Origin of the sequence: Streptomyces sp., assembly GCF_036566765.1 — a bacterium.
Classification (GTDB): domain Bacteria; phylum Actinomycetota; class Actinomycetes; order Streptomycetales; family Streptomycetaceae; genus Streptomyces.
On sequence record NZ_DATCVQ010000600.1, the window covers coordinates 1 to 25,264 of the forward strand.

Sequence of the window (25,264 nt, forward strand, 5' to 3'; positions counted from 1 at the left end):
TGTCCGGCGGATCAGGGTCGGATAGGTCGCGGCGTCTGGTGCGGTGCATCGCAAGGCGCCGGAGCGCCTCGGATGGGGTCTCCCCTGCTCGAGCGGAGCCGAGAGCTTGGGGAAGGAGCTATTGGGGCGTTTCGGCAACGCAGCGAGGCGCCGTGCCAGACGCCGCGACCCCGGCCATGATCCGCCGGACAGGCCCTAGCTCGGGACGGCGACCGAGGAGAGGTAGCGGGCGTACTCGTCCAGGGCCGCCGAGGCCTCGGCGTCGTCGCGGTCGATGAGCCAGTTGAGGGTGAGACCGTCCAGGACGCTCAGGCCGTGGCGGGCGAGGACCGGGAGGTCGACCGTCCACCGGATGCCGAGGGCGCGCGCCATGGAGTCCAGGTAGGCGCGGTTGATCGACAGGTAGTGGCGGTACTGCTTGCGGGCCAGGTCCGCGAGGCCCGGCTGGCGGAGGGCGTACTGGGTCAGCTCGTACGTGACGTGGTGCTCGGCGGGGCGCTCGCGCACCCGGTCCCAGTAGGCGTGCAGGGTGGAGCGAATGACGTCGTACGGCGTCCCCTCGGGGTGGGTGATGACGGGCGAGAGCGTCCGCTCGGTGATCCGCTCGATCACGCTCTGCAGGAGCTCCTCCTTGGAGCGGAAGCAGTAGTGGAAGGCCCCCAGCGGGACGGCCGCCTCGGTGACGACGGCGCGTGTGGTCGTCTTGGCGACGCCGTCGCGGATCATGACCCGGATCGCCGCCTCGACCAGCTGCTCACGGCGCTCGTCGGCTGACAGGCGGGGCATGGCGGGCTCCCTGGGGGTGGTGGGGCGGGTCTGGCGGTCCGGGTCGCGTCCGCGGCTTGATCAACGTATCCCAGTGCCCGGCCCTCACAGGAACGCGTGCCGCTCCCCCCGGTACGTCGGGACCACGTCCACGATCCTGTCGCCCTCGATCAGGTGCAGCCGCTCCACGCGCTCGCACAGTTCGCCCGCCTTGGCGTGCCGGAACCACACCCGGTCGCCGAGCGTCAGCCCGTCGGCGGCGACGCCGGCCAGCGGGGTCTGGACCTCGCCGGCCCCCTCCGCGGACAGCATGCTCAGGCCCTCCGGCCACACGGGTACGGGGAGCCGGGACGCGCCGGGAGCGCCGGAGGCGATCCAGCCTCCGCCCAGGACGGTGACATGGCGGGGCGCCGGGCGGCGGACGACGGAGAGGGCGAAGTACGCGGCGGGCAGCGGGCGGAAGCCGCGGTAGTGGTCGAAGAGCACCGGGGCGTACAGGCCGGACCCGGCCCCGAGCTCGGTGACGGCCGGCTCGGCGGAGGTGGTCTCCAGGCTGCCGGTGCCGCCGCCGTTGACGAACTCCAGCGGTGCGACGGCACGTACGGCCCGGATCGCGGCGGCGCGACGGGCCCGCAGCTCGCGGGCCGAGACGCGTTGCACCAAGCGCACCGCCGCGCGGGTCAGCCCCGGTCCCGGCTGGTTGTCCCCGACGCCGGCGATCTGTCCCTCGTACGCCATGACGCCGACCAGTTCGAGCCGCGGCCGGGCCAGGACGGCGCGGGCCAGCGCCGCGGCCTGCTCGGGGGCGTGCAGGGGCGAGCGGCGCATGCCGAGGTGGAGCCGGCCGCCGAGGAGGCGCAGCGAGGCGTCGAGGTCGAGGCAGATCCGGACGGGCGGACCGGAGGGGCCCACGGCGTCGGCGATGAGGTCGAGGTGCTCGACGGAATCGGCCATCAGCGTGATCCGGGCGGCGGCGCGTTCGTCGGAGCCGAGGCGGCGGAGGGCGGGCACGTCCGCCGTCGGGTAGCCGATGAGGATGTCGCCCGGGGTCTCTGCATCCCCTGCCAGCCAGAGGGCCTCGGGGAGGGTGAAGGCCAGGACACCCGTGAAGCCGGGCAGGCGCAGGGTCTCGGCGATCAGGGCGCGGCAGCGCAGGGACTTGCTGGCGAGGCGGATCGGCTTGCCGCCCGCGCGCCGGGTCATCTGGGCGGCGTTGGCCCGCAGGGCCGCCAGGTCGACCACGGCGAACGGCGGCTGGAGCCCGGCCGTCGCGGCCTCCAGCTCGGCGAATCCGGCGGGTGAGACCGGGCGGTACGGGGCAGTCCGGGTGTCGTCGTCCGGCGCGGCGCTTCCCATGGCGTACGGCCTTTCCGTGGACCGGTTGCGGGGTCGCCACAGTGTCTTGGTCAACCGTCCAAGTCAAGAGTTCCGGACTCTTGACTTGGACGGTTGACCAAGTTCAGTCTTCCGGGAAGCCGCCGCCGGACCGGGCGCCGGCCGCGCCGATCCGGTCGAGAGGACTCCTGGCATGAGCAGCGTGTGGCGCAACTGGGCGGGGAACGAGGAGGCGCGGCCTCGGCGCGTCCTGCGCCCCGCGAGCGCGGCGGAGGTGGCCGTGGCGGTGAAGGACGCCGTACGGGACGGGCTGCGGGTCAAGCCCGTGGGCGCCGGGCACTCCTTCAGCGGCGCCGCGGTCGCGCCCGACGTGCAGCTGCGCCTGGACCTGCTGGACGACGTGTCCGCGATCGACGCGGAGACGGGTCTGGTCACCGTCGGGGCGGGCATGCCGCTGTGGAAGCTCAACCCGCTGCTCGCCGCGCACGGCCTCGCTCTGGAGAACATGGGCGACATCGACCGGCAGACCGTCTCCGGCGCGATCTCGACCGGCACGCACGGCTCCGGCGTCCGGTTCGGCGGCATCGCCACGCAGGTCCGCGCCCTGGAACTGGTCCTCGCCGACGGCTCGGTGACCACCTGTTCGCCCACCGAGCGGCCGGAGCTGTTCGCCGCGGCCCGGGTCGGGCTCGGGGCGCTGGGTGTCCTGACCCGGGTGACGCTCCAGTGCGTGCCGTTGTTCGCCCTGCACGCCCGCGACACCGCGATGCCGGTCGCGGAGACGCTGGAGCGCGCGCAGGAACTCGCGGACGGCAACGACCACTTCGAGTTCTTCTGGTTCCCGCACAGCACCACCGCGCTCACCCGGCGCTTCCGGCGGCTGCCCGGCGACGCGCCGCTCCAGCCGATCGGCGCGTTCTCGCGCCGCCTGGACGAGACCGTCAGCGGCCTCGGCTTCGAGGGGCTCAACCGGATCGGCACCCGTTTCCCGGGGCTTGTGCCGCCGATCGCCCGGTTCGCCGCCCGGGCCATGTCCTCGCGGGAGTGGACGGACCACTCGTACAAGGTCTTCGCCTCGGTGCGCGACGTCCGCTTCCACGAGGGCGAGTTCGCGATCCCGCGCGAGCACGCCGCCGACGCGCTGCGCGAGCTCAAGCGCTGGATCGACGCTCACGGGGAGCGGGTGTCGTTCCCGCTGGAGGTGCGCTTCGCCGCCGCCGACGACATCTGGCTCTCCACCGCGCAGGGCCGCGCCAGCTGCTACATCGCGTTCCACCAGTACCACCGGATGCCGTACGAGCGGTACTTCCGCGCCTGCCAGGACATCCTCGGCGGGTACGGGGGCCGGCCGCACTGGGGCAAGATGCACGAGCTCGACGCGGCGGAACTGCGGCCCCGGTACGAGCGCTTCGACGACTTCGTCGCCCTGCGCGACGCGCACGACCCGACCGGGGTGTTCGCCAACCCGTACCTGGACCGCGTCCTCGGCCCGGCGCCGCAGGCCCCGGGCCGGAGGCCGTCGTGAGCCTCGTGGCCCTCGCGTCCGTCGTGGCCCTTGTGGCCCTCGTGGCTAGAACAGCCCGCGGTAGCGGCCGCCGAACGACGTGAGCTCGCCGTAGACCTCGGACAGCCAGGGGCTGCGCACCTCGGGGAGCCGGGACAGCGTCCGGATGAATGCCGCCATGTCGGGGCGGAACAGCCACTTGGAGTGCGTGGGGGGCGCCGGGTCGTCGCGCAGGACGCCGGCGGGGAGGCCACCCGTCGCGGGGACGGGGAGCCACTCCTTCTCGAAGGCCAGGCTCTCGAAGGCCAGGTAGAGCCACACGGCGGCGGCCAGCGGGACGAGGGCGTTCGGCCGCCCGCTCGGCGGCCGCCAGGTCTCCCCGGTCTGCGGGTGGCGCGGGACGAGGGCGATGTCCGCGGTGCCGTCGGGGGCGGGCAGTCCGGGACCGGCCAGGACCGCCTTCTTCGGCGTCCGCCCGGGAACCCCCGGCTCCCCCGGCGGCAGCAGTCCCTCCAGCGTGCGCTGGAAGACGGACGCGACGAGGCCGCCCGGCACGTCCACCGGACGGCCCTCCGAGGCCACCAGCAGGTGGGCGAGGGCCGCGCCGATCGCCGGCTCCCACGCCGGGCTCCACCGGTCGAGGAGCTCGTCGGTCGGCGGCGCGAACTTCCGCTCGGCCACCACCTCCTCCCAGGAGAGCGGCTCGGGGGCGGGGCCGGCCGGGACGCGGCGCACGGCGTCCGGGGCGAGCCACAGCGTCTGCCAGAGCGAGCAGTCGTCGATCCGGGTGGCCACGGGGAGGCCGCACTCCTGGCACGCCGTGTTCGGGCCTTCGTCGCCGCCGAGGCCGCAGCAGCCACCGCCGCCGGCCCGCTCCGGAATCAGCACGGTGCCGCGGGTGTCGCCGGGGGCCATGAGGACCGCTCCGGGCAGCGCGTCGGACAGGGCCCAGACGGGCGCGTACACGCCGCGGGCCTCGGTCTCCTCCTGGGTGAACTCCTCCCATCGCCGCCACGGCGGACCCCAGGGCTCCTGTTCGACGGCGAAGGTGCCCGACTCCATGAGGACGGGCATCGACCGGATCCCGTTGCCGTACTGCTGATGGGCGTGGTCGGGGAGCTCGACCTGGGACAGCGGGGCGGTCAGGACCGCGTCACACCCCGCGCATACGAATACGAACAAATATCCTCCAGCACCTGAACAGGCGGATCATTCCAGCTCGGCGATCGGCCGCCAACGTGTTTTCCCTCCCGTCGCGCCCCGCTCGCGGCTGCGGCAGGATGCGCGGCATCATCGCCTTTCGTCCGTACGGCTCGACCTCCAGGAGACCCACCGTGATCTTCCGCAGTCCCCTTCCCGACGTCGTCATTCCGGACGTCGCCGTGCACGAGCTCCTGTTCGGCACGATCGACGCCGCCGACCGGGACCGGGTCGCGATCGTCGACGGGCCCTCCGGCCGTGCGCTCACCTACGGCGAACTCGCGGAGCGCGTCGAGCTGTTCGCGGGCGCGCTGGCCGCGCGCGGGCTGAAGCCGGGCGAGGTGGTGGCGCTGCACGCCCCCAACTGTCCCGAGTTCGTGGTCGCGTTCCACGGCATCCTGCGCGCCGGCGCCACCGTCACCACGGTGAACGCCCTGTACACGCCGACCGAGATCGCGGCGCAGCTGCGCGACTCCGGGGCCGTCCGGTACGTCACGGTGACGCCGCTGCTGCCGACCGCGCTGGCCGCGACGGCCGAGGTCGGCATCCCCGCGGCGGACGTCTGCCTGCTCGACCCGGGCGCCGGGCACGACACGCTGGGCGAGATGCTGGCCGAGGGCGCTCGTGCGCCCGAGGTGACGATCGATCCCGCGACGCATCTGGCGGTGCTGCCGTACTCCTCCGGGACGACCGGCCGGGCGAAGGGCGTCATGCTGACGCACGCCAACCTGGTGGCGAACATCTGCCAGAACGAGCCGATGCTGCCCATCGGTCCCGAGGACTCTGTGCTGGCCGTGCTGCCGTTCTTCCACATCTACGGCATGAACGTGATCCTGAACGGCACGCTCAAGGCGCGCGGCACGCTCGCCTCGCTGCCCCGCTTCGACCTCGCGGACTTCCTCCGCACGGTCCAGGACCAGCGCTGCACCTTCCTCTACGTCGCGCCGCCGATCGCGGTCGCCCTGACCAAGCACCCGATGGCCGACCAGTACGACCTGTCCACCGTGCGGACCGTGCTGAGCGGCGCGGCGCCGCTGGACGAGGCGCTCGGCGAGGCGCTGGCGGCCAAGCTCGGCTGCCGGATGATGCAGGGCTTCGGCATGACGGAGCTGAGCCCGGTCTCGCACGTCACCCCGGTCGACGGGTCGCTGTCGGTCGGGTCGATCGGCTTCGCCGTGCCGAACTCGGAGTTCCGCCTCGTCGACCCGGAGACCGGGGCGGAGGTGTCGGCGGTCGAGGGCGAGTACAGCGCCACGGGCGAGCTGCAGGTGCGCGGGCCGAACGTGATGGCCGGGTATCTCGGCAATCCGCAGGCGACCGAGGAGACGATCCTCCCCGACGGGTTCCTGCGCACCGGCGACATCGCACGGGTCGGGCCCCGGGGCGAGGTGTACGTCGTCGACCGGCTGAAGGAGCTCATCAAGTACAAGGGCTACCAGGTGCCGCCGGCCGAGCTGGAGGCGCTGCTGCTGACCCACCCGGCGATCGTGGACGCGGTCGTCGTGGGCTACCCGGACGAGGACTGCGGCGAGATCCCGCGCGCCTTCGTGGTCCGCCGGCCGGACGCCGAGCTGACCGCCGACGAGGTGATGGGCTTCGTCGCCGAGCGGGTCGCCCCGCACAAGAAGGTCCGGATCGTCGAGTTCACCGACGCCGTGCCGAAGTCCGCCGCGGGCAAGATCCTCCGCAAGGACCTGCGCGCGCTTCCGCTGGGCGGCGACCGCTGACGCCTGTCGCCGTGAGCGACGGGCCCGGCGCACGCGCGTGCGCCGGGCCCACGGGTCACTGAAGCGGGTCGCGGATCACACCGGGGAGGCGGAGGACCGGGCCGGGGTGCTTGGAACCTGAGAGCGGCTCAGTTCTCGTCCGTCACGAGGGACTTCAGCGCGATGTTGAGCTGGAGGACGTTGACGCGCGGTTCGCCGATGAAGCCGAGGGTGCGGTCGTCGGTGTGGTCGGCGACCAGCCGGTCGACCTGGGCGACGGTCAGGTGGTTCTTCTCCGCGACGCGGTGGACCTGGAGCTTCGCGTACTCCGGGGAGATGTGCGGGTCCAGGCCGGAGCCGGAGGAGGTGACGGCGTCGGCGGGGACGTCGGACGGCTTCACCTTCCAGCCGGGGGTGGAGTTGTCCTTGACGACGGCCGCCTTGGCGTCCTTGACCCACTGGATGAGCTCGGGGTTGTCGCCGGAGCGGTTGGTGGCGCCGGAGAGGATGAGCTTGTACCGGGTGTTGACGCTGTTGGCGCCGAGGCCGTTGGAGGGCCGGGGCTGGAACCACTTCAGGTCCGGGGCGGCCTGCTCCTGGCCGTCCTGGAGCGGCAGGTCGTAGGTCTGGCCGATGAGTTCGGAGCCGACGACTTTCCCGCTCGCGTCCTTGATCTCGGAGCCGTTCGCCTTGTCGTGGAAGGCGACCTGGGCGAGGACGGTGACGGCGAGCGGGTAGAGCACGCCGCACACGACGGTCAGGACGAGGAGGGCGCGCAGGGCCGCCCAGAGCATCCGGCCGGTGTTTCCTACGGAGTTGTTGGTCATGGCTTCAGCCGATTCCGGGGATCGTGGAGAGGAGTAGGTCGATGAGCTTGATGCCGATGAACGGGGCGATCAGGCCGCCGAGTCCGTAGACGCCGAGGTTGCGGCGGAGCATTTTGTCGGCGCTGGTGGGCCGGTAGCGCACGCCCTTCAGGGCGAGCGGGACGAGGGCGACGATGATCAGCGCATTGAAGATGACGGCCGAGAGGATCGCGGTCTGGGGCGAGGACAGGCCCATGATGTTGAGCTTGTCCAGGCTCGGGTAGGCGACGGCGAACATCGCGGGGATGATGGCGAAGTACTTCGCCACGTCGTTGGCGATCGAGAAGGTCGTCAACGCCCCCCGGGTGATGAGGAGTTGCTTGCCGATCTCGACGATCTCGATCAGCTTGGTCGGGTTCGAGTCGAGGTCGACCATGTTGCCGGCCTCCTTCGCGGCCGACGTGCCGGTGTTCATGGCCACGCCGACGTCCGCCTGCGCGAGGGCCGGGGCGTCGTTCGTGCCGTCGCCGGTCATCGCGACCAGCTTGCCGCCCGCCTGCTCCCGCTTGATCAGGGCCATCTTGTCCTCGGGCGTGGCCTCGGCGAGGAAGTCGTCGACTCCGGCCTCCTCGGCGATCGCCTTCGCGGTCAGCGGGTTGTCGCCCGTGATCATGACCGTCTTGATGCCCATGCGGCGCAGCTCCTCGAACCGCTCCCGCATGCCCTCCTTGACGACGTCCTTGAGGTGGATCACGCCCAGGACCCGCGCTCCGTCCGCGTCTTCGACGGCGACCAGGAGCGGGGTGCCGCCGGCCTGGGAGATCGTGTCGGTCAGCGTGCGGGCGTCGTCGCAGACCGCGCCGCCGCGCTCCTCGACCCAGGCGACGACCGAACCGGTCGCGCCCTTGCGGACCTTGCGCCCGTCCACGTCCACACCCGACATGCGGGTCTGGGCGGTGAACTCGACCCACTCGGCGTGGGCCAGCTCCCCCTGGTGCCGCTCGCGCAGCCCGTACTTCTCCTTCGCCAGGACCACGACCGAGCGGCCCTCGGGCGTCTCGTCCGCCAGGGACGACAGCTGGGCGGCGTCGGCGAGTTCGGCCTCGGCAGTGCCGCGCACCGGTACGAACTCCGCCGCCTGGCGGTTGCCGAGGGTGATGGTGCCGGTCTTGTCCAGGAGCAGGGTGGAGACGTCGCCGGCGGCCTCGACCGCGCGGCCGGACATCGCGAGGACGTTGCGCTGCACCAGCCGGTCCATGCCGGCGATGCCGATCGCCGAGAGCAGCGCGCCGATCGTCGTCGGGATCAGGCAGACGAGCAGGGCGGTCAGCACGATCATCGACTGCTCGGCCCCGGCGTAGACCGCGAAGGGCTGGAGCGTCACCACGGCGAGCAGGAAGACGATCGTCAGCGAGGCGAGCAGGATGTTGAGCGCGATCTCGTTGGGGGTCTTCTGCCGGGCCGCGCCCTCGACCAGGTTGATCATCCGGTCGATGAAGGTCTCGCCGGGCTTCGTCGTGATCTTGATGACGATCCGGTCCGACAGCACCTTCGTACCGCCGGTGACGGCCGAGCGGTCGCCGCCGGACTCGCGGATGACGGGGGCCGACTCGCCCGTGATCGCGGACTCGTCGACGGATGCCACGCCCTCGACGACGTCACCGTCGCCGGGGATGATGTCGCCTGCCTCGCAGACCACCAGGTCGCCGATCCGCAGCTCCGTGCCGGGGACCTGCTCCTCGTTCCCGCCCACGATTCGGCGGGCGACCGTGTCGGTCTTCGCCTTGCGCAGGGTGTCGGCCTGGGCCTTGCCCCGGCCCTCGGCCACCGCCTCCGCAAGGTTGGCGAAGATCGTGGTCAGCCACAGCCAGGCGGTGATCGCCCAGCCGAACCAGTCGCCCGGCTCCTTCAGCGCCAGCACGGTGGTGACCACGGAGCCGACGAGGACGACGAACATGACCGGCGACTTGATCATCACGCGCGGGTCGAGCTTGCGAAGCGCGTCCGGCAGCGACTTCACCAGCTGCCCGGCGTCGAACAGGCCGCCGCCGACGCGTCCCGGGGTCTCCTCGGGACCGGCGGGCACGTCCTGCCGCGAGGTGCGGGGTGGGGTGGTGAGGGTGCTCATGCTGCAAGCCCTTCGGCGAGCGGGCCCAGGGCGAGGGCCGGGAAGTAGGTGAGACCGGTGATGATCAGGATCGTGCCGACCAGCAGGCCCGTGAACAGCGGCTTCTCCGTCCGCAGCGTGCCCGCTGTCTCCGGGACGGGCGTCTGCTCGGCGAGCGAGCCGGCCAGCGCGAGGACGAAGACCATCGGCAGGAACCGGCCCAGGAGCATCGCGATGCCGATCGTGGTGTTGAACCATTGCGTGTCCGCGTTCAGACCGGCGAACGCGGAGCCGTTGTTGTTGGCGCCGGAGGTGTAGGCGTAGAGGATCTCGGAGAAGCCGTGCGCGCCCGAGTTCGTCATCGAGTTCGCGGGAGTGTCCAGGGCCATCGCCGCGGCGGTGAAGCCCAGCACGAGGGCCGGGGTGATCAGGATGTAGCAGGCCGCGAACTTGATCTCCCGCGTGCCGATCTTCTTCCCCAGGTACTCCGGGGTGCGGCCGACCATCAGGCCCGCGATGAACACCGCGATGATCGCCATGACGAGCATGCCGTACAGACCCGAGCCGACCCCGCCCGGCGCGATCTCGCCGAGCTGCATGCCCAGCATCGTGATCCCGCCGCCGAAACCGGTGTACGAGGAGTGGAAGGAGTTCACGGCACCGGTCGACGTCAGCGTGGTCGCGACGGCGAAGATCGACGAGCCGCCGACCCCGAACCGGGTCTCCTTGCCCTCCATCGCCCCGCCGGCCAGGTCGAACGCCGGACCGCCGTGGTGGAACTCCGTCCACATCATCAGCGCCGTGAAGCCCAGCCAGATGGTGGCCATCGTGCCGAGGATCGCGTACCCCTGCTTCAGCGAGCCGACCATCCGCCCGAAGGTCCGGGTCAGCGCGAACGGGATGACCAGGATCAGCCAGATCTCGAAGAGATTGGAGAATCCGATGGGGTTCTCGAAGGGGTGGGCGCTGTTGGCGTTGAAGTATCCGCCGCCGTTCGTCCCCAACTCCTTGATGACCTCCTGGGAGGCGACCGCGCCGCCGTTCCACTGCTGCGTGCCGCCCAGGAACTGGCCGACCTCGTGGATCCCGGAGAAGTTCTGGATCGCGCCGCACGCCACCAGCACCAGGGCGCCGATCACGGAAATCGGCAGCAGAATGCGGACGGTGCCGCGGACCAGGTCGGCCCAGAAATTGCCCAGCTCACCCGTACGGGACCTGGCGAATCCGCGCACCAGCGCCACCGCGACCGCGATTCCGACGGCCGCCGAGACGAAGTTCTGCACCGCGAGGCCGCCGGTCTGGACGACATGGCCCATGGCCTGTTCGCCGTAGTACGACTGCCAGTTCGTGTTCGCCACGAACGACGCCGCCGTGTTGAACGCCTGATCCGGATCGATCGACGTGAAACCCAGCGAACCCGGCAGCGAACCCTGCACCCGCTGCAGCAGATAAAGGAACAGCACGCTCACAGCGGAGAATGCGAGAACCCCGCGCGCATACGCCGGCCAGCGCATCTGCGCGTCCGGGTTCGCGCCGATCGCCTTGTAGATCCACTTCTCGGGCCGGTAATGCTTTTCCGAGGAGTACACCCGGGCCATGTAATCGCCCAGCGGCCGGTACGCGAGGCCGAGCGCGACCACCAAAGCCAGGAGCTGGAGCACTCCAGCAAGAACGGGACTCATAGCCGTGCTCAGAACCTCTCCGGCTTGACGAGGGCGAGGACGAGATAGCCCAGCAGAGCGGCGGCCACGATCAGACCGACGACATTCTCGACAGTCACAGCTTCGCCACCCCCTTGGCGATGAACGCCACCAGCGCGAAGACCGCGGTCGTGGTGACGACGAAGGCCAGGTCGGCCATCGTGAGCTCCCGGAGAGAGAAGGAAGAACGGATTCTCGGACGATCCGAGGAAACCTCTCCCCCCGGCCCTTTCCGACCTGCGTTGACGCCTCCCTGACGCCGATGACGCCGCTCTTGACGCAACCTCTACGGCGGCCCGCCCACGCGGCCCGCGGAACGCTCCGGCCGGGGTCTCGGGTGGGCCGAAGGACCTGACACAGTCGGCTCGCGAGCCGACGGGCCGGGTCCGGTTGTGGCCACAATCCGACCCATGCGTGCTGCCTACATCGCGCGGTTCGGACCGCCGGAGTCCATCCGGTACGGGGAGCTGCCGACGCCTCTGCCGGGGCCCAGCGACGTGCTCGTCGACGTCGAGGTCTCCGCCGTCAACCATGTCGACACCTTTGTGCGCTCGGGAGCCTGGCGCACGCCCGTACCGATGCCGCTGGTGATCGGGCGGGACCTCGCGGGCACGGTCGCGGCCGTGGGCCCCGGAGCGGTCGGGTTCGCCGTCGGCGACCGGGTCTGGTGCAACAGCCTCGGGTACGCCGGCCGGCAGGGCGCCGCCGCCGAGCAGGCGGTCGTGCCCGTGGACCGGCTCTACAAGCTGCCGGACGGCGTGCCGGCCGCGGACGCGGTGGCCGTCGCCCACCCGGCGACGACCGCGTACCTCGCCCTGTTCACGCACGGCCGGCTGCGGATGGGCGAGACCGTGGTCGTCCTCGGCGCCGGCGGGAACGTGGGCAGCGCCCTGGTCCTGATGGCCGCCCTGGCGGGGGCCCGGGTGATCGCGGTGGCCGGCGCGCGCAGCGCCGAGGAGGTGCGCCGGCTGGGCGCGGCGGAGTTCGTCGACTACCGGGATCCCGACGTGACCGGGCGGATCAAGGAGCTGGCGCCGCGCGGGGTCGACATGTTCGTCGACACCTCGGCCCGCAACGATCTGACCGGCGCGGTGGAGGTACTGGCGCGGCGCGCCCGGATCGTACTGCTCTCGGGCATGACCACCCGGCCGGAGCTGCCGGCCGGTCCGCTGTACACCAAGGACTGCTCGATCGTCGGGTTCGCGATCTCGCAGGCGTCCGTCGACGAGCTTGCGGAGGCGGCGGCAGGTCTCAACCGGCTGCTCGCGTCCGGGCAGTTGCGGGCGCCCGCGATCGAGCCGATGCCGCTGAGCGAGGCGGCGGCGGCGCACGCGTTCGTCGAGTCCGGGAAGGCGACCGGAAAGGTGGTCCTTTTCACTCGCCCCGAGGACCTTCCCGGGAGTCCGGTGAGGGGAACCTGACCAACCCTCCGCCGACCTCGGTCCGCGTCGGCGCATATGCGGAGAGGATTCTTCACATGACATCCATCATCGAGAAGTCCCCTCTCTTCGAATTGCGCGCCGACCTTCATGTGTCCGCGTCCGCCGACGACGTCTACGCCGTGGTGAGCGACCTTCCGCGCAGTGGCGAATGGTCTCCCGAGTGCCAGGGCGGGGAATGGATCTCCGGAGCCCCGTCCCAGGTCGGCTCGGTATTCCGCGGAGAGAATCTGCGCAGCGAGGAAATCGTCTCCTGGGCCCCGCTCGTCCGCGGCGTCTGGTACACGGAGTGCCGGGTCACCAAGGCCGAGCCGGGGCGCACCTTCCAGTGGATGATGCTCTCCCACGTGGGCGAGAACCAGGAGTCCGTCTGGGGCTTCGACATCGCGCCGGCCGACGGCGGGGCGGTGCTCACGCACCACTTCCGAATGGGCACGGCCACCGCGGGAATTCACAAGATCGTGGCGGATCTCGACGAGCCGGAACGCGTGAAGTTCGTCGAGGACTGGACCGACAAGCTGGCGGACGATCTCGCCGCGACGCTGCGGCGCATCAAGGAAATCATCGAGAAATCCTGAGCGACCGGAAAGCCTGAAGGGCTGCGGTCGCCCGGTTCCGGCCGACGACCAATCACTCCACAGAGGGGATGTGCTCGCGATGATCCTGCAGCGCATAGGTAACAAAGGCATTCGCCTGGCAACACTCTTCGACAGGGCGGCCGCGAAACATCCCGCGAGCCCGGTGGTCCTCGACCACGACCTGGACATCGCCCCGGAGCTGGGGCGGCGTCCGACCCTCACCGAAGTGGCCGCCCTGATCGCGGACTTCGCCGCCCGGCTGTGGGCGGCCGGGGTCCGTCCCAGCAACCGGGTCGTGGTCCACAAGACCAACGGCTTCGACATCACGCTGCTCGCCTGCGCGATCAACCGCGTCGGCGCGGTCCCGGTGCTGCTCTCGCCGAAGCTGGACGGCGGCACCGTGGCCGAGCTGCTGCGCCGCGTGGACCAGCCGTATCTGCTCACCGACGAGGCCAAGCTCACCGACGAGCTGCCGGCCGAGGTGCTCACGCTGGCCGTGAAGACGCTGCTCGCCTCTGGCTCGTACGAGGGCGCGACGGAGCTCGCGTCGCTCGCCGGCTCCCCGCGCATCGCGCCGGTGATCATGCCGCCCGATCACCCGACGCTGATCACCCACACCTCCGGCACGACCGGTGTGCCCAAGCTGGCCGTGCACACCGGCCGTACCTTCCAGGCCCGTTACCGCCCGCAGGGCACCGTGGCCAAGCTGGTCGGCCCGAACGAGCCGGTCGCGATCCATGTCTCGTTCGTGCACTCCCGGATCTTCACCGCGCTGCCCATCTCGATCCTGCAGGGCCACCCGGTGATCATCCTCAAGGAGGACGACCCCGAGACCGTCGGCGAGATCTTCTCCCAGGTCCCGCCCGGCCTGATCGAGGCGCACCCGAACACCTTCATGCGGTGGGAGGAGCTGGTCGACGACCCGCGCAGGCCGCTGTCGAAGGTGAAGTACTTCAGCTCCACGTTCGACGCGATCCACCCGCGCACCGTGCACGCGCTGCTCGGCGCCTCGCGCCGCAAGGGCGCTCTGTTCATCCAGATGTACGGGCAGAGCGAGGTCGGCCCGATCGCGGGCCGCACCTACAGCCACAAGCGGGGCGCGGAGGCGGACGGCCGCTGCGTCGGCGCGCCGTTCCCGGGCATGACGGGCGTGCGGGTGGTGAGCCGGGACGGCAACCCGCCGTCGAAGTCCAACCCGGGCTTCATCGAGGTCCGCAGCGACGGCCGGATCGTCACGTACCTCGGCGAGCACGAGCGCTGGGAGAAGCAGGTCAACGACGGCTGGTGGCGGATGGGCGACCTCGGCTTCCGGACCAAGTGGGGCTGCCTGCACCTGCTGGACCGCGAGGTCGACCGGATCGACGGCATCGACAGCACGCTGGAGATCGAGGACAAGCTCTTCGCCCGGCTGCCGGAGCTGACCGAGGCGATCATCGTCCCCGGTCCCGACGGGCGTGCCGTGCCGGTCATCTCCACCAAGGACGACAAGCCGATCGACCCGATCGCCTGGCGTTCCGCGGTCGCGGACCTGCCGCCGCTCGCCGAGCCGGTCGTCTACCGTCTGGAGGACCTGCCGCAGACCGCCACCACCAAGATCAAGCGCCTGGAGCTCATCCGGCAGCTGGAGACGCTGCAGAAGGGCTGACCCGGCGCGCCGCACCCGGGGTTCACGAACCCGCGACCCGGAGGCCCTCCACCCCCCAGGGCCTCCGGGTCGCGTTCCGTCCCCGTCCCGATCGGAGGAACAGACCCATGACCACCGCCGGCCGGTCCAACAGCCGTGAGGAGAAGTACGCGCGCCTCCGCGAGTTCGAGCGCCGTAACCTCCACGAGGAGTACAGCAGCATCTGGTGGGACGCCATCGACTACGAGTTCCCCTGGGACTTCGGCGTCGCGGGCGCGCTCGCCTTCTTCAACAGCGTCGCCCCCGCGCACATGGCCGAACTGCTCCTGGAGACGGGCGAGATCACCGAGAACACCCGTCGCCGCCTCGAGCACCACGGTCTGATCGCCCTGGAGATCGCCCGCCGGGGCCTGAACGACCCGCGCGGCCGGGCCGCGGTGCGCCAGCTCAACCGGATCCACAAGAACGCGGTCCGGGATCTCAACGCGAAGTCGACCGGCCGCCGTTGGGCGATCACCAACGACGACTACCTGTTCGTCCTCGCGACCAGCCTGGTGCTGCCGATCCGCTGGGTGGACGAGCGGGCCTGGCGCCCGGTGTCCCAGCGGGAGCGGGACGCTGCGTTCCTGCACATCCGGGAGCAGGGCGAGCACATGGGGATCAAGGACATCCCCGAGTCGTACGAGGAGTTCGCCGCGTTCCACGACGCCTTCGTCGAGAAGCACTTCCGCTACTCGCCGGCCGCGGTGAAGCTGTGGCAGGCCCTCGAACCGATGATCATCGCTCCGTTCACGGGGTGGCTGCCGGACCGGCTCAAGCCGTACGGGGCGAAGCTGGTCGCCTCGGCGGTGGTGCCCTCGCTGCTGACCGCGCCGATGCGGCTGGCGTTCGGCGTGCCGAAGCCGCCGCGGCTGCTCACGCTGGCCGTGGACTCGGTCATCAAGGCTCGTTCGGCGTACGTGCGCCGGCAGCCGCCGCGGATGACCCGGGCGACGCCCGATCCGCTGCCGACGACGGAGTTCCCGGACGGCAAGTTCGAGGCCGAGCAGTTGGGCCCGACGCACTCGGCGCAGAAGCCCGCGACCGCGTAGCCCCCACGACGTGACGGCCGCTCTCCGATCCGGGGAGCGGCCGTCACGTGTGATTCAGGCGGTACGGGCGTGGTGGGCGACCGCCGCCAGGAGCCGGGCCTGGGCGAGGCTGTCGGCCGGGTCCGCGTGGCCGGTCCGCACGGCGGCGGCGAAGGCGGCGACGGTGGCCGCCACCTGGTCCTCGGCGGGCTGCCGGAGCTCGCGGACGCCGGAGGGGTCTTCCAGGACGATGACCTGGTCCTGGTCGGCGGGCGGGGTGAAGGCCCGCGGGACGGTGAGGCGTCCGGTGCTGCCGCACAGCTCGTACTGGCCCCGGTAGGCGTGGTCGAGGCCGAAGGAGACCTGGGCGGTGACGCCGTCGGGGGCGGCGAGCAGGGCCGCGCCCGCCGTGTCGACCTCGAAGCCGGGCGCGGACGTGAGGGACGCGCCGAGCACGGTGAGGCGGGGGCCGAGCAGGTGCAAGGCGGCGCGCAGCGGGTAGACGCCGGTGTCCCCGAGGGAGCCGCCGCCGAGTTCCGGGCGGTACCGGATGTCGTCGGCCGGACGCCGGGGCACCGTGAACTCGGCGTGCAGAGACCGGAGTTCGCCGATCGCCCCGTCGGCGACGAGTCGGCGCACCTCGGCGTGCCGGCCGTGGTGGACGAACATGACGTTCTCCATCAGGGCCAGCGACCGCTCCCGGGCCAGCGCGAACAGCGCGGCCGTCCGCTCCGGGTCGGTGGTGAGCGGCTTCTCCGCGAGCACGTGCTTGCCGGCCATGAGCGCGGCCTCGACCCATCGGTGGTGCAGCGCGAGCGGGACGGGCGCGTACACCGCGTCGATGCCGTCGTCGGCGAGCAGTTCGGCGTAGTCGCCGTAGCCGCGGGCGCCGTACGCGCCGGCGAGCTCGTCCGCCCGCGCCCGGTCGCGGCCGGCGACGGCGGCGACGTCGAAGGCCGCCGAGGCCGCGAGGGCGGGCAGCATCCGCCGCCGTGCGATGTCGGCGCAGCCGAGCACGCCGATCCGGATGAGGTCGCTCATCGGTCCTCCTCCCAGCGCGGCAGGTCGCCGGCGGCCAGCGTCGCGGCGAGCGAACGTGCGGCGGCGTCCTTGGGCGAGGTCAGCGGCGGCTCGGTGAAACCCCAGGGCAGGGCGAGTTCGGGGTCGAAGGGGTCGATGTCGAGCTGGGTGCCGGGCGCGTACACCGTCGACATGACGTAGCTGATGCAGGTGTCCTCGGCGAGGGTGAGAAAGCCGTGGCCGACGCCGTCGGGGATGTAGAGGGCGCGGCCCGATCCGGGGTCGAGCTCGGTGACGTGGTGCCGGCCGAACGCGGGCGAGCCGACCCGCAGGTCGACGATCAGGTCCCTCAGGGCGCCGCGCACGCAGGTCACGTACTTGGCCTGACCGGGAGGGACGCGCACGGTGTGGATGCCGCGCAGGGTGTTGCGGCGGGACACGGAGTAGCTGACCTGGCGCGGGACGAACGGCTCGCCCAGCACCTCGGCCAGCTTGTCGGTGCGCAACGACTCGAAGAAGACGCCCCGTTCGTCGGGGTGGCGCTCGGGGGTGACGACGTACGCTCCGGGGATCGCCGTGGCGTCGATGCGCACCGGCGGGCTCCTCTCTCGTGGGCACGCCCCCGCTCCCGGTCCGACTCCGGCACAGGGCCGGGCGGACCGGGAGCGGGGGCGGTGGGGGGTGACGGGTGGTCAGGCGCGGTCCGCGACCAGCTTCTCCAGGTCGCTCACCAGCTCGTTCGGCGTGGGCAGTGCGGCCAGTTCGCGGGAGAGCTCGCGGGCCCGCTCGGTGAAGGCCGGGTCGCCGAGGACGCGGCGCAGCGCGTCGGTGACGTCCTGCGCGGTCTCCTCGCCGCCGTCGACGAGCAGTGCGGCGCCGTACTCGACGATCCTGGCGGTGGCCTCGGTCGGGTACTCCGGCTTGGCCACGATCTGCGGCACGCCCGCGTGGATCGAGGTCATGTCGGTCCCGCCGCCGCCGTGGTGGATGATCACGTCGCAGGTGGGGGCGAGGATGTCCAGCGGGACCCAGCCGATGCGCACGCCGGGCAGCTCGTCGCGCAGTTCGGCGGCGACGCTCTCCGGCGCGCCGACGATCACCTCGACGCCCAGCTTCGCGACGTTCTCGGCCAGGCCCTTGAGGGCGTCGCCGCTGAACAGCCGGGTGCCGGCGGTGATGTAGACGCGGGGCAGGTCGCCCTTGGTGTACATCCACGGCTCCAGCCGCTTCTGCGGGTTGCCGGGGATCCAGCGCATCGGGCGGGCGGGGCGGGGCCGTTCGGGCTGCAGGCTGGGCGGGCAGACGTCGATCCACAGGTCGGGCTCGGGCACCTTGTCCAGGCCGAGCTCGGCGAGCACCGGGGCGAGCACCTCTTCGGCGCCGGGGTCGTACATGGCGGTGTCGATCCGGTCCCACTCCAGGCGCACCGACGGGATGCCGAGGTGGTGGCCGAGGATCGGCGCGGTGTAGAACATGCCGCCGCCGACGACGAGGTCGGGGCGCCAGTGCTCGGACAGCGCGAGGAGCCGTTCGAGGCTGCTGACGGCGATCTCGGCGTAGCCGCGGCCGACGAACCGGGCCCATTCGACGGGGTCGGAGGGCATGGCGCCCATGAACGCGGCGACCTCCTCGACCGACAGCGGGGAGATCTCGATCGGCGGCAGGCCGACGCTCGCGATGTTCGGCAGCACCCAGTCGATGCCGCCCATGAGGACCTGGTGGCCCGCGTTGCGGACGGCCGTGGCGAGCGGGGTGTGCGAGAAGACGGGGTACGGGCTGTTGCCCGGGATGAACAGGACCTTCATCGTCACTCCTCTACGACGCGGACTTCACGAGGGCTTCGGCGGCGCGGTAGCCGGAGAGCATCGCGGCCTCGGTGGTGGGCGAGTTGAAGTAGTCGCCCGCGAGGACGACCGGGGCGCGCAGCTGCCGGATGACGCCGGCGGAGCGGCGGTAGCGGCCGGGGGCCGGGATCGGGAAGCCGTACGGCCGCTCCGCGATGTGGAAGGGCTCGGCCTCGCCGTCGAAGTCCTTCCAGAGGGTCTTCAGGAGCGGGGCGACCGCGGCGAACTGCTCCTCCTGCGGGCGGCCGAGCAGCCGTCGGGTGGTCTCCCGGCCCGGGTAGGCGAAGACCAGCAGCTTCTCGACCGCTCGGCCCTGAGCGTCGCGGACCGTGCGCGGGTACGTGATCATGTTGCGCAGCGGCACGTCGCCGGGCCCGCCGGCCACGATGTGCGCCTCGGACGGCAGCTTCTCGGGGTCGACGAGGAAGGCGACGGAGAGGGCGGGCTCGTACCGCTGGCTCTCCATGAAGCGGCGGGCGTCCTCGCCGACGACCTCGGGCGGCAGCGCGGCGGTCAGCTTGGCGGCGATCGGGGCGGGGGTGGCGACGACGACCTCGTCGTAGGTCTCGGTGACCGGCTCGCCGCCGTGCGGCGCGGCGGTGATCCGCACCCGGTCGCCGTCCATCTGGACGTCGGTGACGTCGTGCGCGAGCCGCAGCTCGGCGCCCTTGGCGTTCTTCTCGGCGATGATCTGCATCCCGCCCTTGAACACGAAGAAGCCGGAGCCGCCCATCCAGGCGAGCAGCGAGCGGGCGTGGACGGCGGAGACGTCCTCGGAGGCGAAGTTCCAGAAGCCCTCGATCTGCGGGCGCAGCATGTAGTCGAAGCCGCGCCGCGACATGCGCTGGTAGCCCCACTCGGCCGCGCTGGTCCCGTCGTCGGCCGCAGCCGACAGATACGGGTCGAAGAAGTCGACCTCGTCCTTCTTGCGGACCTGCTGGATCGAGTGGGCGAGGAACGCGATGCGGTCCTTGAGGCTCACGCTGGAGTACTTCAGCGGGCTGAGGATCGAGTCCGGGGAGAGTCCGACGGCCTTGCCGTTGTCGGAGATGTAGATGTTGCTGGAGAGCTGCATGAGCTCGCTCTCCAGGCCGTACTCGCGGATCAGCTCCGTCATGATGCGGTAGAAGCTGACGTACATCAGGTTGATGCCCACGTCCGGCTCGATCTCCGGCCGGTACCAGGACCGCGCCCGGCCGCCGAGCCCGTCGGCCGTCTCGTAGATCACGACCTCACGGCCGGCCCGGACGAGTTTCTTGGCGGCGGCGCAGCCCGCCATTCCGCCGCCGATCACCGCGGTGCGCCTCGCTGCGTGTGTGCTCATGACACCCTTCTCGAATTTCGTGGAGTGATCAGGCCGTGTGGACGTCCGGGACGTAGAGAATCCACTTTCCGCCCGCCTCGCGGAATCCCTTCTCCTTCGCCATGATCTCCTCGGCGTGATTCCAGGCGAACAGCAGCGCGTAATCCGGGTACGGCGCCGAGAACTCCTCCGGGGAACGCACCGGAATGTGACTTCCCGGGGTGAGCCGGCCCTGTTTCGCGGGCGTGCTGTCGACGATGAAGGGCACGAGTTCCGGCCCGATTCCGGCGTAGTTGATGATGGTGGCGCTCTTGGCGGTGGCGCCGTAGCCGACGACTGTGCGGCCCTGTTCGCGCAGCGAGGTGAGCAGTTCCATCAGCTCCCCGCAGCCGCTGCGGACGTTGGCCGCGAACCGCCGGAAGGTCTCGGGGCTCGCCAGGCCCCGCTCCTGCTCGCGCTGAAGGTGCTCGGCGACCGCCGGGGAGGGGGTGCGGCGACCGGGGCGGGCGATGGTGTAGCGCATCGAACCGCCGTGCACGGTGAGCGGTTCGGCGTCGACGAGCTCGAATCCGAAGGTGCGGGCCATGGCGCGCACGGAGGAGACGGAGAACAGGTAGAAGTGCTCGTCGTAGATCTGGTCGAAGGCGTTCTGCCCCATGATGTCGCCGAGGTAGCGGTCCTCGATGACGAGCACGCCGTCGTCGGCGAGCAGCGCGTCCACCCCGCTGAAGACCGAGTCCATGTAGGCGATGTGGCTGTAGGTGTTGGCGGAGAAGATGACGTCCGCCGGGCCGTCCGCCACGGCGATCTCCCGCGCGGTGCTGTCCTGGAAGAACGCGGTCAGCGCCCGCACGCCCTCGGCCCGGGCGAAGTCGGCGACCTGCGCGGACGGGTCGACCCCGAGGTGCCGCACGCCGGCCTTCTGGACGGTCTTGAGCATGGTGCCGTCGTTGGAGCCGATCTCCACGATGAACGGGTCCTCGCCCGCCAGCTCGGTCGCCAGGAGCCGCTGGGCGTACTCCTCGAAGTGCCGGTGCATGACCGCGGACTGGGAGGAGCGGTACGGGTAGTCCTCGTGGAACATCTGCTCCCGGGGGACCTCCTCGATCAGCTGCACCATCGTGCAGTCGGCGCAGATTCCCGCGGCGAGCCGGAAGTAGAATTCCCGGCCGGCCGTCTCGGGCGTCACGAAGGAGTCCGAGACGGGCTGCCGGCCGAAGTCGAAGAATTCCTCCACGGCGCCGCCGCAGATCCGGCACTCCGTCTTCTCCGGGGCTTTCTCGTTCGCCGGATCGGTCACGATCGACTCCTCTGTGAATTCCTTGCGGTGGAGAGAGTTCACCTGGGCTCCCACAAAAGAGTCTGGTTCCGCGGATGTTCGCCCTCAAGGCGCCGCCGGGGTGTGTGTCAGGTCAGGCCGCCCGACATACGCGCCGGTCAGCCGGGGTACGGACTTTCCTCGCGGGCCGTGCGGAGGGTGCGGCCCCACCAGGCGAGCTGGTCGAGCATCGTCCGGGCGGCCGCCTCGCAGCGCTGCGGATCCTTGAGCCGGCCCTCGTCGTCGAACAGCTCCCAGTAGTCCGGGAAGGCGACGGCGTCGCGGACGGTGACGGCGTGCAGTGCAGGGAAGACCTCGCGCAGATGGGCGACCGCGCGCATGCCGCCGGCGATCCCGCCGTACGAGACGAAGGCGACCGGCTTGGCCTTCCACTCGTCGACGTACCAGTCGATGGCGTTCTTCAGCGACGCCGGATAACTGTGGTTGTACTCGGGGGTGACGATGATGAAGGCGTCGGCGGCGGCCAGCCACGGGGCCAGGTCGAGCACCGCCTGCGGGGCGGGGGCGACGTCGGTGGTGTCCGGGTCGGGGCCGCGGTCGCCGAGCACGTCCGGCAGCCAGACCTTGGCGAGGTCGATCACGTCGACCTCCATGTCGTCCCGCCGAGCCGCCTCGGCGGCGATCCAGTTGGCCGGGGTGGGTCCGAAGCGACCGGTCCGGATGCTGCCGATGACGACGGCCACTCGCACGCTCTGCGGGGACATCCCGGGTGCTCCTTCACGGTCGGGGATCTCAAGGGCGCCCACGCTGCCCGCGCCCGCTCCCGGCCGGCTCTCGGTCCGCTCTCGGTCGGCTCCCCGGCCCGAGTCCGGTGCTGCCCCGGCCGATTCCGGTTCCGGCCCACGGCCGCTTCCGGCCCGCGGCCGCTTGATAACGTGATCACATGCGTTTCGGAGTGCTCGGTCCCTTGGGAGTGTGGTCGGCCGAAGGCCGGCCGGTACGGGTTCCGGAGCTCAAGGTGCGTGCGTTGCTGGCCTGTCTGCTGGTGCACCACGGACGCCCGGTCTCCGCGGACCGGCTGGTCGACGAGCTGTGGGGCGAGAAGCTCCCGAGCAATCCCGCCGGCGCGCTGCAGAACAAGGTCTGGCAGCTGCGCCGGGCCCTGGAGTCCGTCGAACAGGGCGGCCGGGACCTGGTGATCTCGCAGGGGCAGGCGTACCAGTTGCGCGTCGACTCCGACGCCGTGGACGCGGGCCGCTTCCAGGACCTGACCGCCCGGGCGCGGGCCGCCGAGGACCCGCGGGCCCGGGCCGGGCTGCTGGCCGACGCGCTCGCGGTGTGGCGCGGGCCCGCCTACGCCGACTTCGCCGACGAGGAGTTCGCCCGCGCCGCGCGCGACCGCCTTGAGGAGCAGCGGCTCACCGCCCTGGAGGAGCAGGCCGAGGCCCGGCTCGACCTGGGCGAACACGCGCTGGTCGCGGACGAGTTGGGCGACCTGGTCGCGCTGCACCCGCTTCGGGAGCGGCTGCGCACCGCGCACGTACGGGCCCTGTACCTGGCCGGCCGGCAGAGCGCGGCGCTCGGCAGCTACGCGGATCTGCGCACCCGGCTCGCCGAGGAGCTGGGCCTGGACCCGAGCCCGGAGCTGGCCGCTCTGCACCAGGCGATCCTGACCCAGGACCCCGCGCTCGCCGCCGCGCCCTCGCCCGCGACCAGCGCGGCCCGCCCCGCGACGAACATGCCGAGCGCGCTGACCGAGCTGATCGGCCGCGACGAGGCGATCGGCGAGCTCGCCGAACTCCTCGACGCGCACCGGCTGGTGACGCTGACCGGCTCCGGCGGCGTCGGCAAGACGCAGCTCGCGCTCGCGACGGCGGCGCGGCTCGGGACCCGGTTCCCCGGCGGGGTGCGGCTCGCCGAGTTCGCGGCGCTCGACGCGAGGCCCGGCCGCGACGCCGGGCCCGAGCGGCACGGTCCCGCCGGATCGCCGTCCGACGTGTACGAAGCCGTCGCCTCGCTCTTCGGCGTGCGGGACGACATCGTGGCGCTGCCCGGGCAGGGGCCGCTCACCCCGGTCGACCGGATGGCGCAGGCGATCGGCGGGCAGCCGACACTGCTGGTCTTCGACAACTGCGAGCATGTCAGCGAGCCGGTCGCCGAGTTGGCCGAGGAACTGCTCAAAGTCAGCCCGGCGCTACGAATTCTGGCGACCAGTCAGATGCCGCTTGGCGTGACCGGGGAATTCCTCCGGGAGGTCGAGCCGCTGCTGCGACCCGAGCCGTCCGCAGGCCTCTCCCCCACGGACCTGCTGCGGTTCAGCGCCGTGGAGCTGTTCGTCGAGAGGGCCGCGGCGGCCGCGCCGAACTTCGTCCTGGACGAGTCGACCGCCGAGGCGGTCGTGTCGATCTGCCGCCGCCTGGACGGCATCCCGCTGGCCTTGGAGATGGCCGCCAAGCGCGTACGAGCCCTGGGCGTACGGGAGTTGGACGCACGGCTCGACGACCGGCTGCATCTGCTCGCGGCCGGGACGCGCACCGCGCCGGCCCGACAGCGCACCCTGCGCGCGGTCATCGACTGGAGCTGGGAGCTGCTCGGCGAGCAGGAGCGCGCGGTGCTGCGCCGCCTTGCGGTGCACGCGGACGGCTGCACGCTCGCGGCCGCCGAGGAGACCTGCGCCGGGGACGACCTGGACCGGTTCGAGGTGCTCGACCTGCTGGCCCGCCTGGTGGACTGCTCGCTGGTCGTGATGGCGGACGGCGTGGACGGGCCGCGCTACCGGATGCTGGAGTCGGTCGCCGCGTACTGCCTGGAGCAGGTGCGGGACACCGGCGAGCAGGAGGACCTGCAGCGCCGCCACCGGCTGCACTACACGGACCTGGCCGAGCGGGCCGAGGGCCATCTGCGCGACCACAGCCAGCGGCAGTGGCTGCGCCGGCTCGACGCGGAGAACGCGAATCTGCGCAGCGCCCTGGACAGCGCGGTACGGGCCGGGGACGCGGCGTGCGCGCTCCGCCTGACCAACGCGCTGACCTGGTACTGGCATCTGCGCGGCCGCGCCAACGAGGCGAAGCGCGCGCTGACCGCGGCGCTCTCGCTCGGCCCGGACGCGCCGGTCGCCGCCGCGGCCCGGGCGACCGCCTGGCGGGGCGGGTTCACCCTTGCGCTCGGCGGAAGCGCGGACCCGCTGGCGGAGTACCGCGCGGCGCTGCTGCCGTACGAGCAGGTCGACGACGCGCAGGCCCGGGCCCGGGCGGAGTGGTTCCTCGGCACCAATCTGTACGGCATCGGCGACCTGGGGCCGAGCGAGGAACTGCTGAACCGGGCGCTGGCCACGTTCCGTTCGCACGGCGACCGGTGGGGCACGGCGGCGGCGCTGAGCAGCCGCGCGTTCCACGCCAAGCTGCGCGGGGACGTGAGCGCGATGCGCCGGGACGGCGAGCAGAGTCTGGAGATCTTCCGGGAGCTCGGCGACCGGTGGGGGCAGTTGCAGGCGATGGTGCCGCTGGAGACGCTCGCCGAGGTCGACGGCGACTACCGACAGGCCGGCAGGCTCTACCGGGACGGGCTGCGGATCGCGGAGGACCTCGGGCTGTGGCCGCAGGTCTCCTTCCACCTGGCCGGGCTCGGGCGGATCGCGCTGCTGATGCGGGACTACCCGAGGGCGCGCGAGTTCCACGAGCGCGCGCGGCGGCTGGCGATCGAGCAGTCGGACCGGTTCGGGGAGCTGTTCGCGGAGATCGGGCTCGGGATGGGGGCCCGGCGGGAGGGCGATCTGGACACCGCCGAGGCGCACATGCGCAGTGTCCTCGCGCTGCACCGCCGGATGCGGTACGAGCTGGGCATGCCCGCCCTCGTCCTCGCCGAGCTGGGCTTCGCCGCGGAGCTGCGCGGGGACGCGGCCGGGGCGCGCGAGCTCCAGCTGGAGGGGCTCGCGGCGGCCCGGTCCACCGGCGACCCGCGGGCGGTCGCGCTGGCCCTGGAGGG

General features: G+C 71.8%; 20 protein-coding genes. 7 read left to right on the forward strand and 13 right to left on the reverse strand.

Annotated features, from left to right (window positions below):
• Positions 1-195: 195 nt before the first annotated feature.
• Both VIU94_RS34655 and VIU94_RS34660 read right to left on the reverse strand, forming a co-directional pair.
• Positions 196-786, reverse strand: coding sequence for a TetR/AcrR family transcriptional regulator (locus tag VIU94_RS34655; protein WP_331917783.1), 591 nt, complete (start codon positions 784-786; stop codon positions 196-198).
• An 84-nt stretch (positions 787-870) separates the two neighbouring features.
• A complete protein-coding gene (locus tag VIU94_RS34660) occupies positions 871-2,175 on the reverse strand; it encodes an alanine racemase (protein ID WP_331917785.1) in 1,305 nt (434 codons plus the stop codon).
• Positions 2,176-2,293: 118 nt separating this feature from the next.
• Between VIU94_RS34660 and VIU94_RS34665 the strand changes: the two genes are divergently transcribed.
• Positions 2,294-3,625, forward strand: coding sequence for an FAD-linked oxidoreductase, L-gulonolactone oxidase family (locus VIU94_RS34665; protein WP_331917787.1), 1,332 nt, complete (start codon positions 2,294-2,296; stop codon positions 3,623-3,625).
• Positions 3,626-3,670: 45 nt separating this feature from the next.
• Here VIU94_RS34665 and VIU94_RS34670 read toward each other — a convergent pair whose 3' ends face one another.
• A complete protein-coding gene (locus tag VIU94_RS34670) occupies positions 3,671-4,786 on the reverse strand; it encodes a hypothetical protein (RefSeq protein WP_331917789.1) in 1,116 nt (371 codons plus the stop codon).
• A 152-nt stretch (positions 4,787-4,938) separates the two neighbouring features.
• Here VIU94_RS34670 and VIU94_RS34675 point away from each other — a divergent pair, with 152 nt between their 5' ends.
• Entirely contained in the window at positions 4,939-6,531 is a 1,593-nt protein-coding gene (locus tag VIU94_RS34675) for an AMP-binding protein (RefSeq protein WP_331917791.1), read from the forward strand.
• Positions 6,532-6,659: 128 nt separating this feature from the next.
• Here the strand turns inward: VIU94_RS34675 and VIU94_RS34680 are convergent, their stop codons facing one another.
• Genes VIU94_RS34680 through kdpF form a run of 4 tightly spaced genes read right to left on the reverse strand, consistent with a single transcriptional unit; the run spans position 6,660 to position 11,203 of the window.
• Positions 6,660-7,337, reverse strand: coding sequence for a potassium-transporting ATPase subunit C (locus VIU94_RS34680; protein ID WP_331917793.1), 678 nt, complete (start codon positions 7,335-7,337; stop codon positions 6,660-6,662).
• A 4-nt stretch (positions 7,338-7,341) separates the two neighbouring features.
• Positions 7,342-9,444, reverse strand: coding sequence for a potassium-transporting ATPase subunit KdpB (kdpB, locus tag VIU94_RS34685; protein WP_331917795.1), 2,103 nt, complete (start codon positions 9,442-9,444; stop codon positions 7,342-7,344).
• Positions 9,441-11,105 carry a potassium-transporting ATPase subunit KdpA gene (gene kdpA / locus VIU94_RS34690; RefSeq protein ID WP_331917797.1) on the reverse strand — a complete coding sequence of 555 codons (1,665 nt, stop codon included), beginning with the start codon at positions 11,103-11,105 and terminating at the stop codon, positions 9,441-9,443. The genes kdpB and kdpA overlap by 4 nt, the downstream gene beginning before the upstream one ends.
• An 8-nt stretch (positions 11,106-11,113) precedes the next feature.
• A complete protein-coding gene (gene kdpF, locus VIU94_RS34695; protein ID WP_331917799.1) occupies positions 11,114-11,203 on the reverse strand; it encodes a K(+)-transporting ATPase subunit F in 90 nt (29 codons plus the stop codon).
• 330 nt (positions 11,204-11,533) lie between these two features.
• On the opposite strand from kdpF, the gene VIU94_RS34700 reads away from it, so the two are divergent.
• From VIU94_RS34700 to VIU94_RS34715, 4 genes are all read left to right on the forward strand, one after another.
• Positions 11,534-12,544, forward strand: a complete 1,011-nt coding sequence (locus VIU94_RS34700; RefSeq protein ID WP_331917801.1) for an NADPH:quinone reductase — start codon at positions 11,534-11,536, stop codon at positions 12,542-12,544.
• Between the two features lie 56 nt (positions 12,545-12,600).
• A complete protein-coding gene (locus VIU94_RS34705) occupies positions 12,601-13,140 on the forward strand; it encodes an SRPBCC family protein (RefSeq protein ID WP_331917803.1) in 540 nt (179 codons plus the stop codon).
• 79 nt (positions 13,141-13,219) lie between these two features.
• Positions 13,220-14,785, forward strand: a complete 1,566-nt coding sequence (locus VIU94_RS34710) for a class I adenylate-forming enzyme family protein (protein WP_331917805.1) — start codon at positions 13,220-13,222, stop codon at positions 14,783-14,785.
• Between the two features lie 107 nt (positions 14,786-14,892).
• The gene (locus VIU94_RS34715; RefSeq protein WP_331917807.1) at positions 14,893-15,855 is read left to right on the forward strand and encodes an oxygenase MpaB family protein; all 963 of its coding nucleotides are present in this window, start codon (positions 14,893-14,895) and stop codon (positions 15,853-15,855) included.
• A 54-nt stretch (positions 15,856-15,909) separates the two neighbouring features.
• Here the strand turns inward: VIU94_RS34715 and VIU94_RS34720 are convergent, their stop codons facing one another.
• From VIU94_RS34720 to VIU94_RS34745, 6 genes are all read right to left on the reverse strand, one after another.
• Positions 15,910-16,875, reverse strand: coding sequence for a Gfo/Idh/MocA family protein (locus VIU94_RS34720; RefSeq protein ID WP_331917809.1), 966 nt, complete (start codon positions 16,873-16,875; stop codon positions 15,910-15,912).
• The gene (locus VIU94_RS34725; RefSeq protein ID WP_331917811.1) at positions 16,872-17,447 is read right to left on the reverse strand and encodes a dTDP-4-dehydrorhamnose 3,5-epimerase family protein; all 576 of its coding nucleotides are present in this window, start codon (positions 17,445-17,447) and stop codon (positions 16,872-16,874) included. Before VIU94_RS34725 ends, VIU94_RS34720 begins: the two co-directional genes overlap by 4 nt.
• A 99-nt stretch (positions 17,448-17,546) precedes the next feature.
• Complete coding sequence (locus VIU94_RS34730) at positions 17,547-18,659, reverse strand: nucleotide disphospho-sugar-binding domain-containing protein (protein ID WP_331917813.1); 1,113 nt, start codon at positions 18,657-18,659, stop codon at positions 17,547-17,549.
• A 10-nt stretch (positions 18,660-18,669) separates the two neighbouring features.
• A complete protein-coding gene (locus VIU94_RS34735) occupies positions 18,670-20,022 on the reverse strand; it encodes an FAD-dependent oxidoreductase (protein WP_331917815.1) in 1,353 nt (450 codons plus the stop codon).
• Positions 20,023-20,050: 28 nt separating this feature from the next.
• Positions 20,051-21,301 carry a methyltransferase domain-containing protein gene (locus VIU94_RS34740; protein ID WP_331917817.1) on the reverse strand — a complete coding sequence of 417 codons (1,251 nt, stop codon included), beginning with the start codon at positions 21,299-21,301 and terminating at the stop codon, positions 20,051-20,053.
• Between the two features lie 137 nt (positions 21,302-21,438).
• Positions 21,439-22,044, reverse strand: coding sequence for an NADPH-dependent FMN reductase (locus tag VIU94_RS34745; RefSeq protein WP_331917819.1), 606 nt, complete (start codon positions 22,042-22,044; stop codon positions 21,439-21,441).
• A 179-nt stretch (positions 22,045-22,223) separates the two neighbouring features.
• Between VIU94_RS34745 and VIU94_RS34750 the strand changes: the two genes are divergently transcribed.
• Positions 22,224-25,264: ATP-binding protein (locus tag VIU94_RS34750; protein WP_331917821.1), on the forward strand; the 3,041-nt coding region annotated here is incomplete at its 3' end.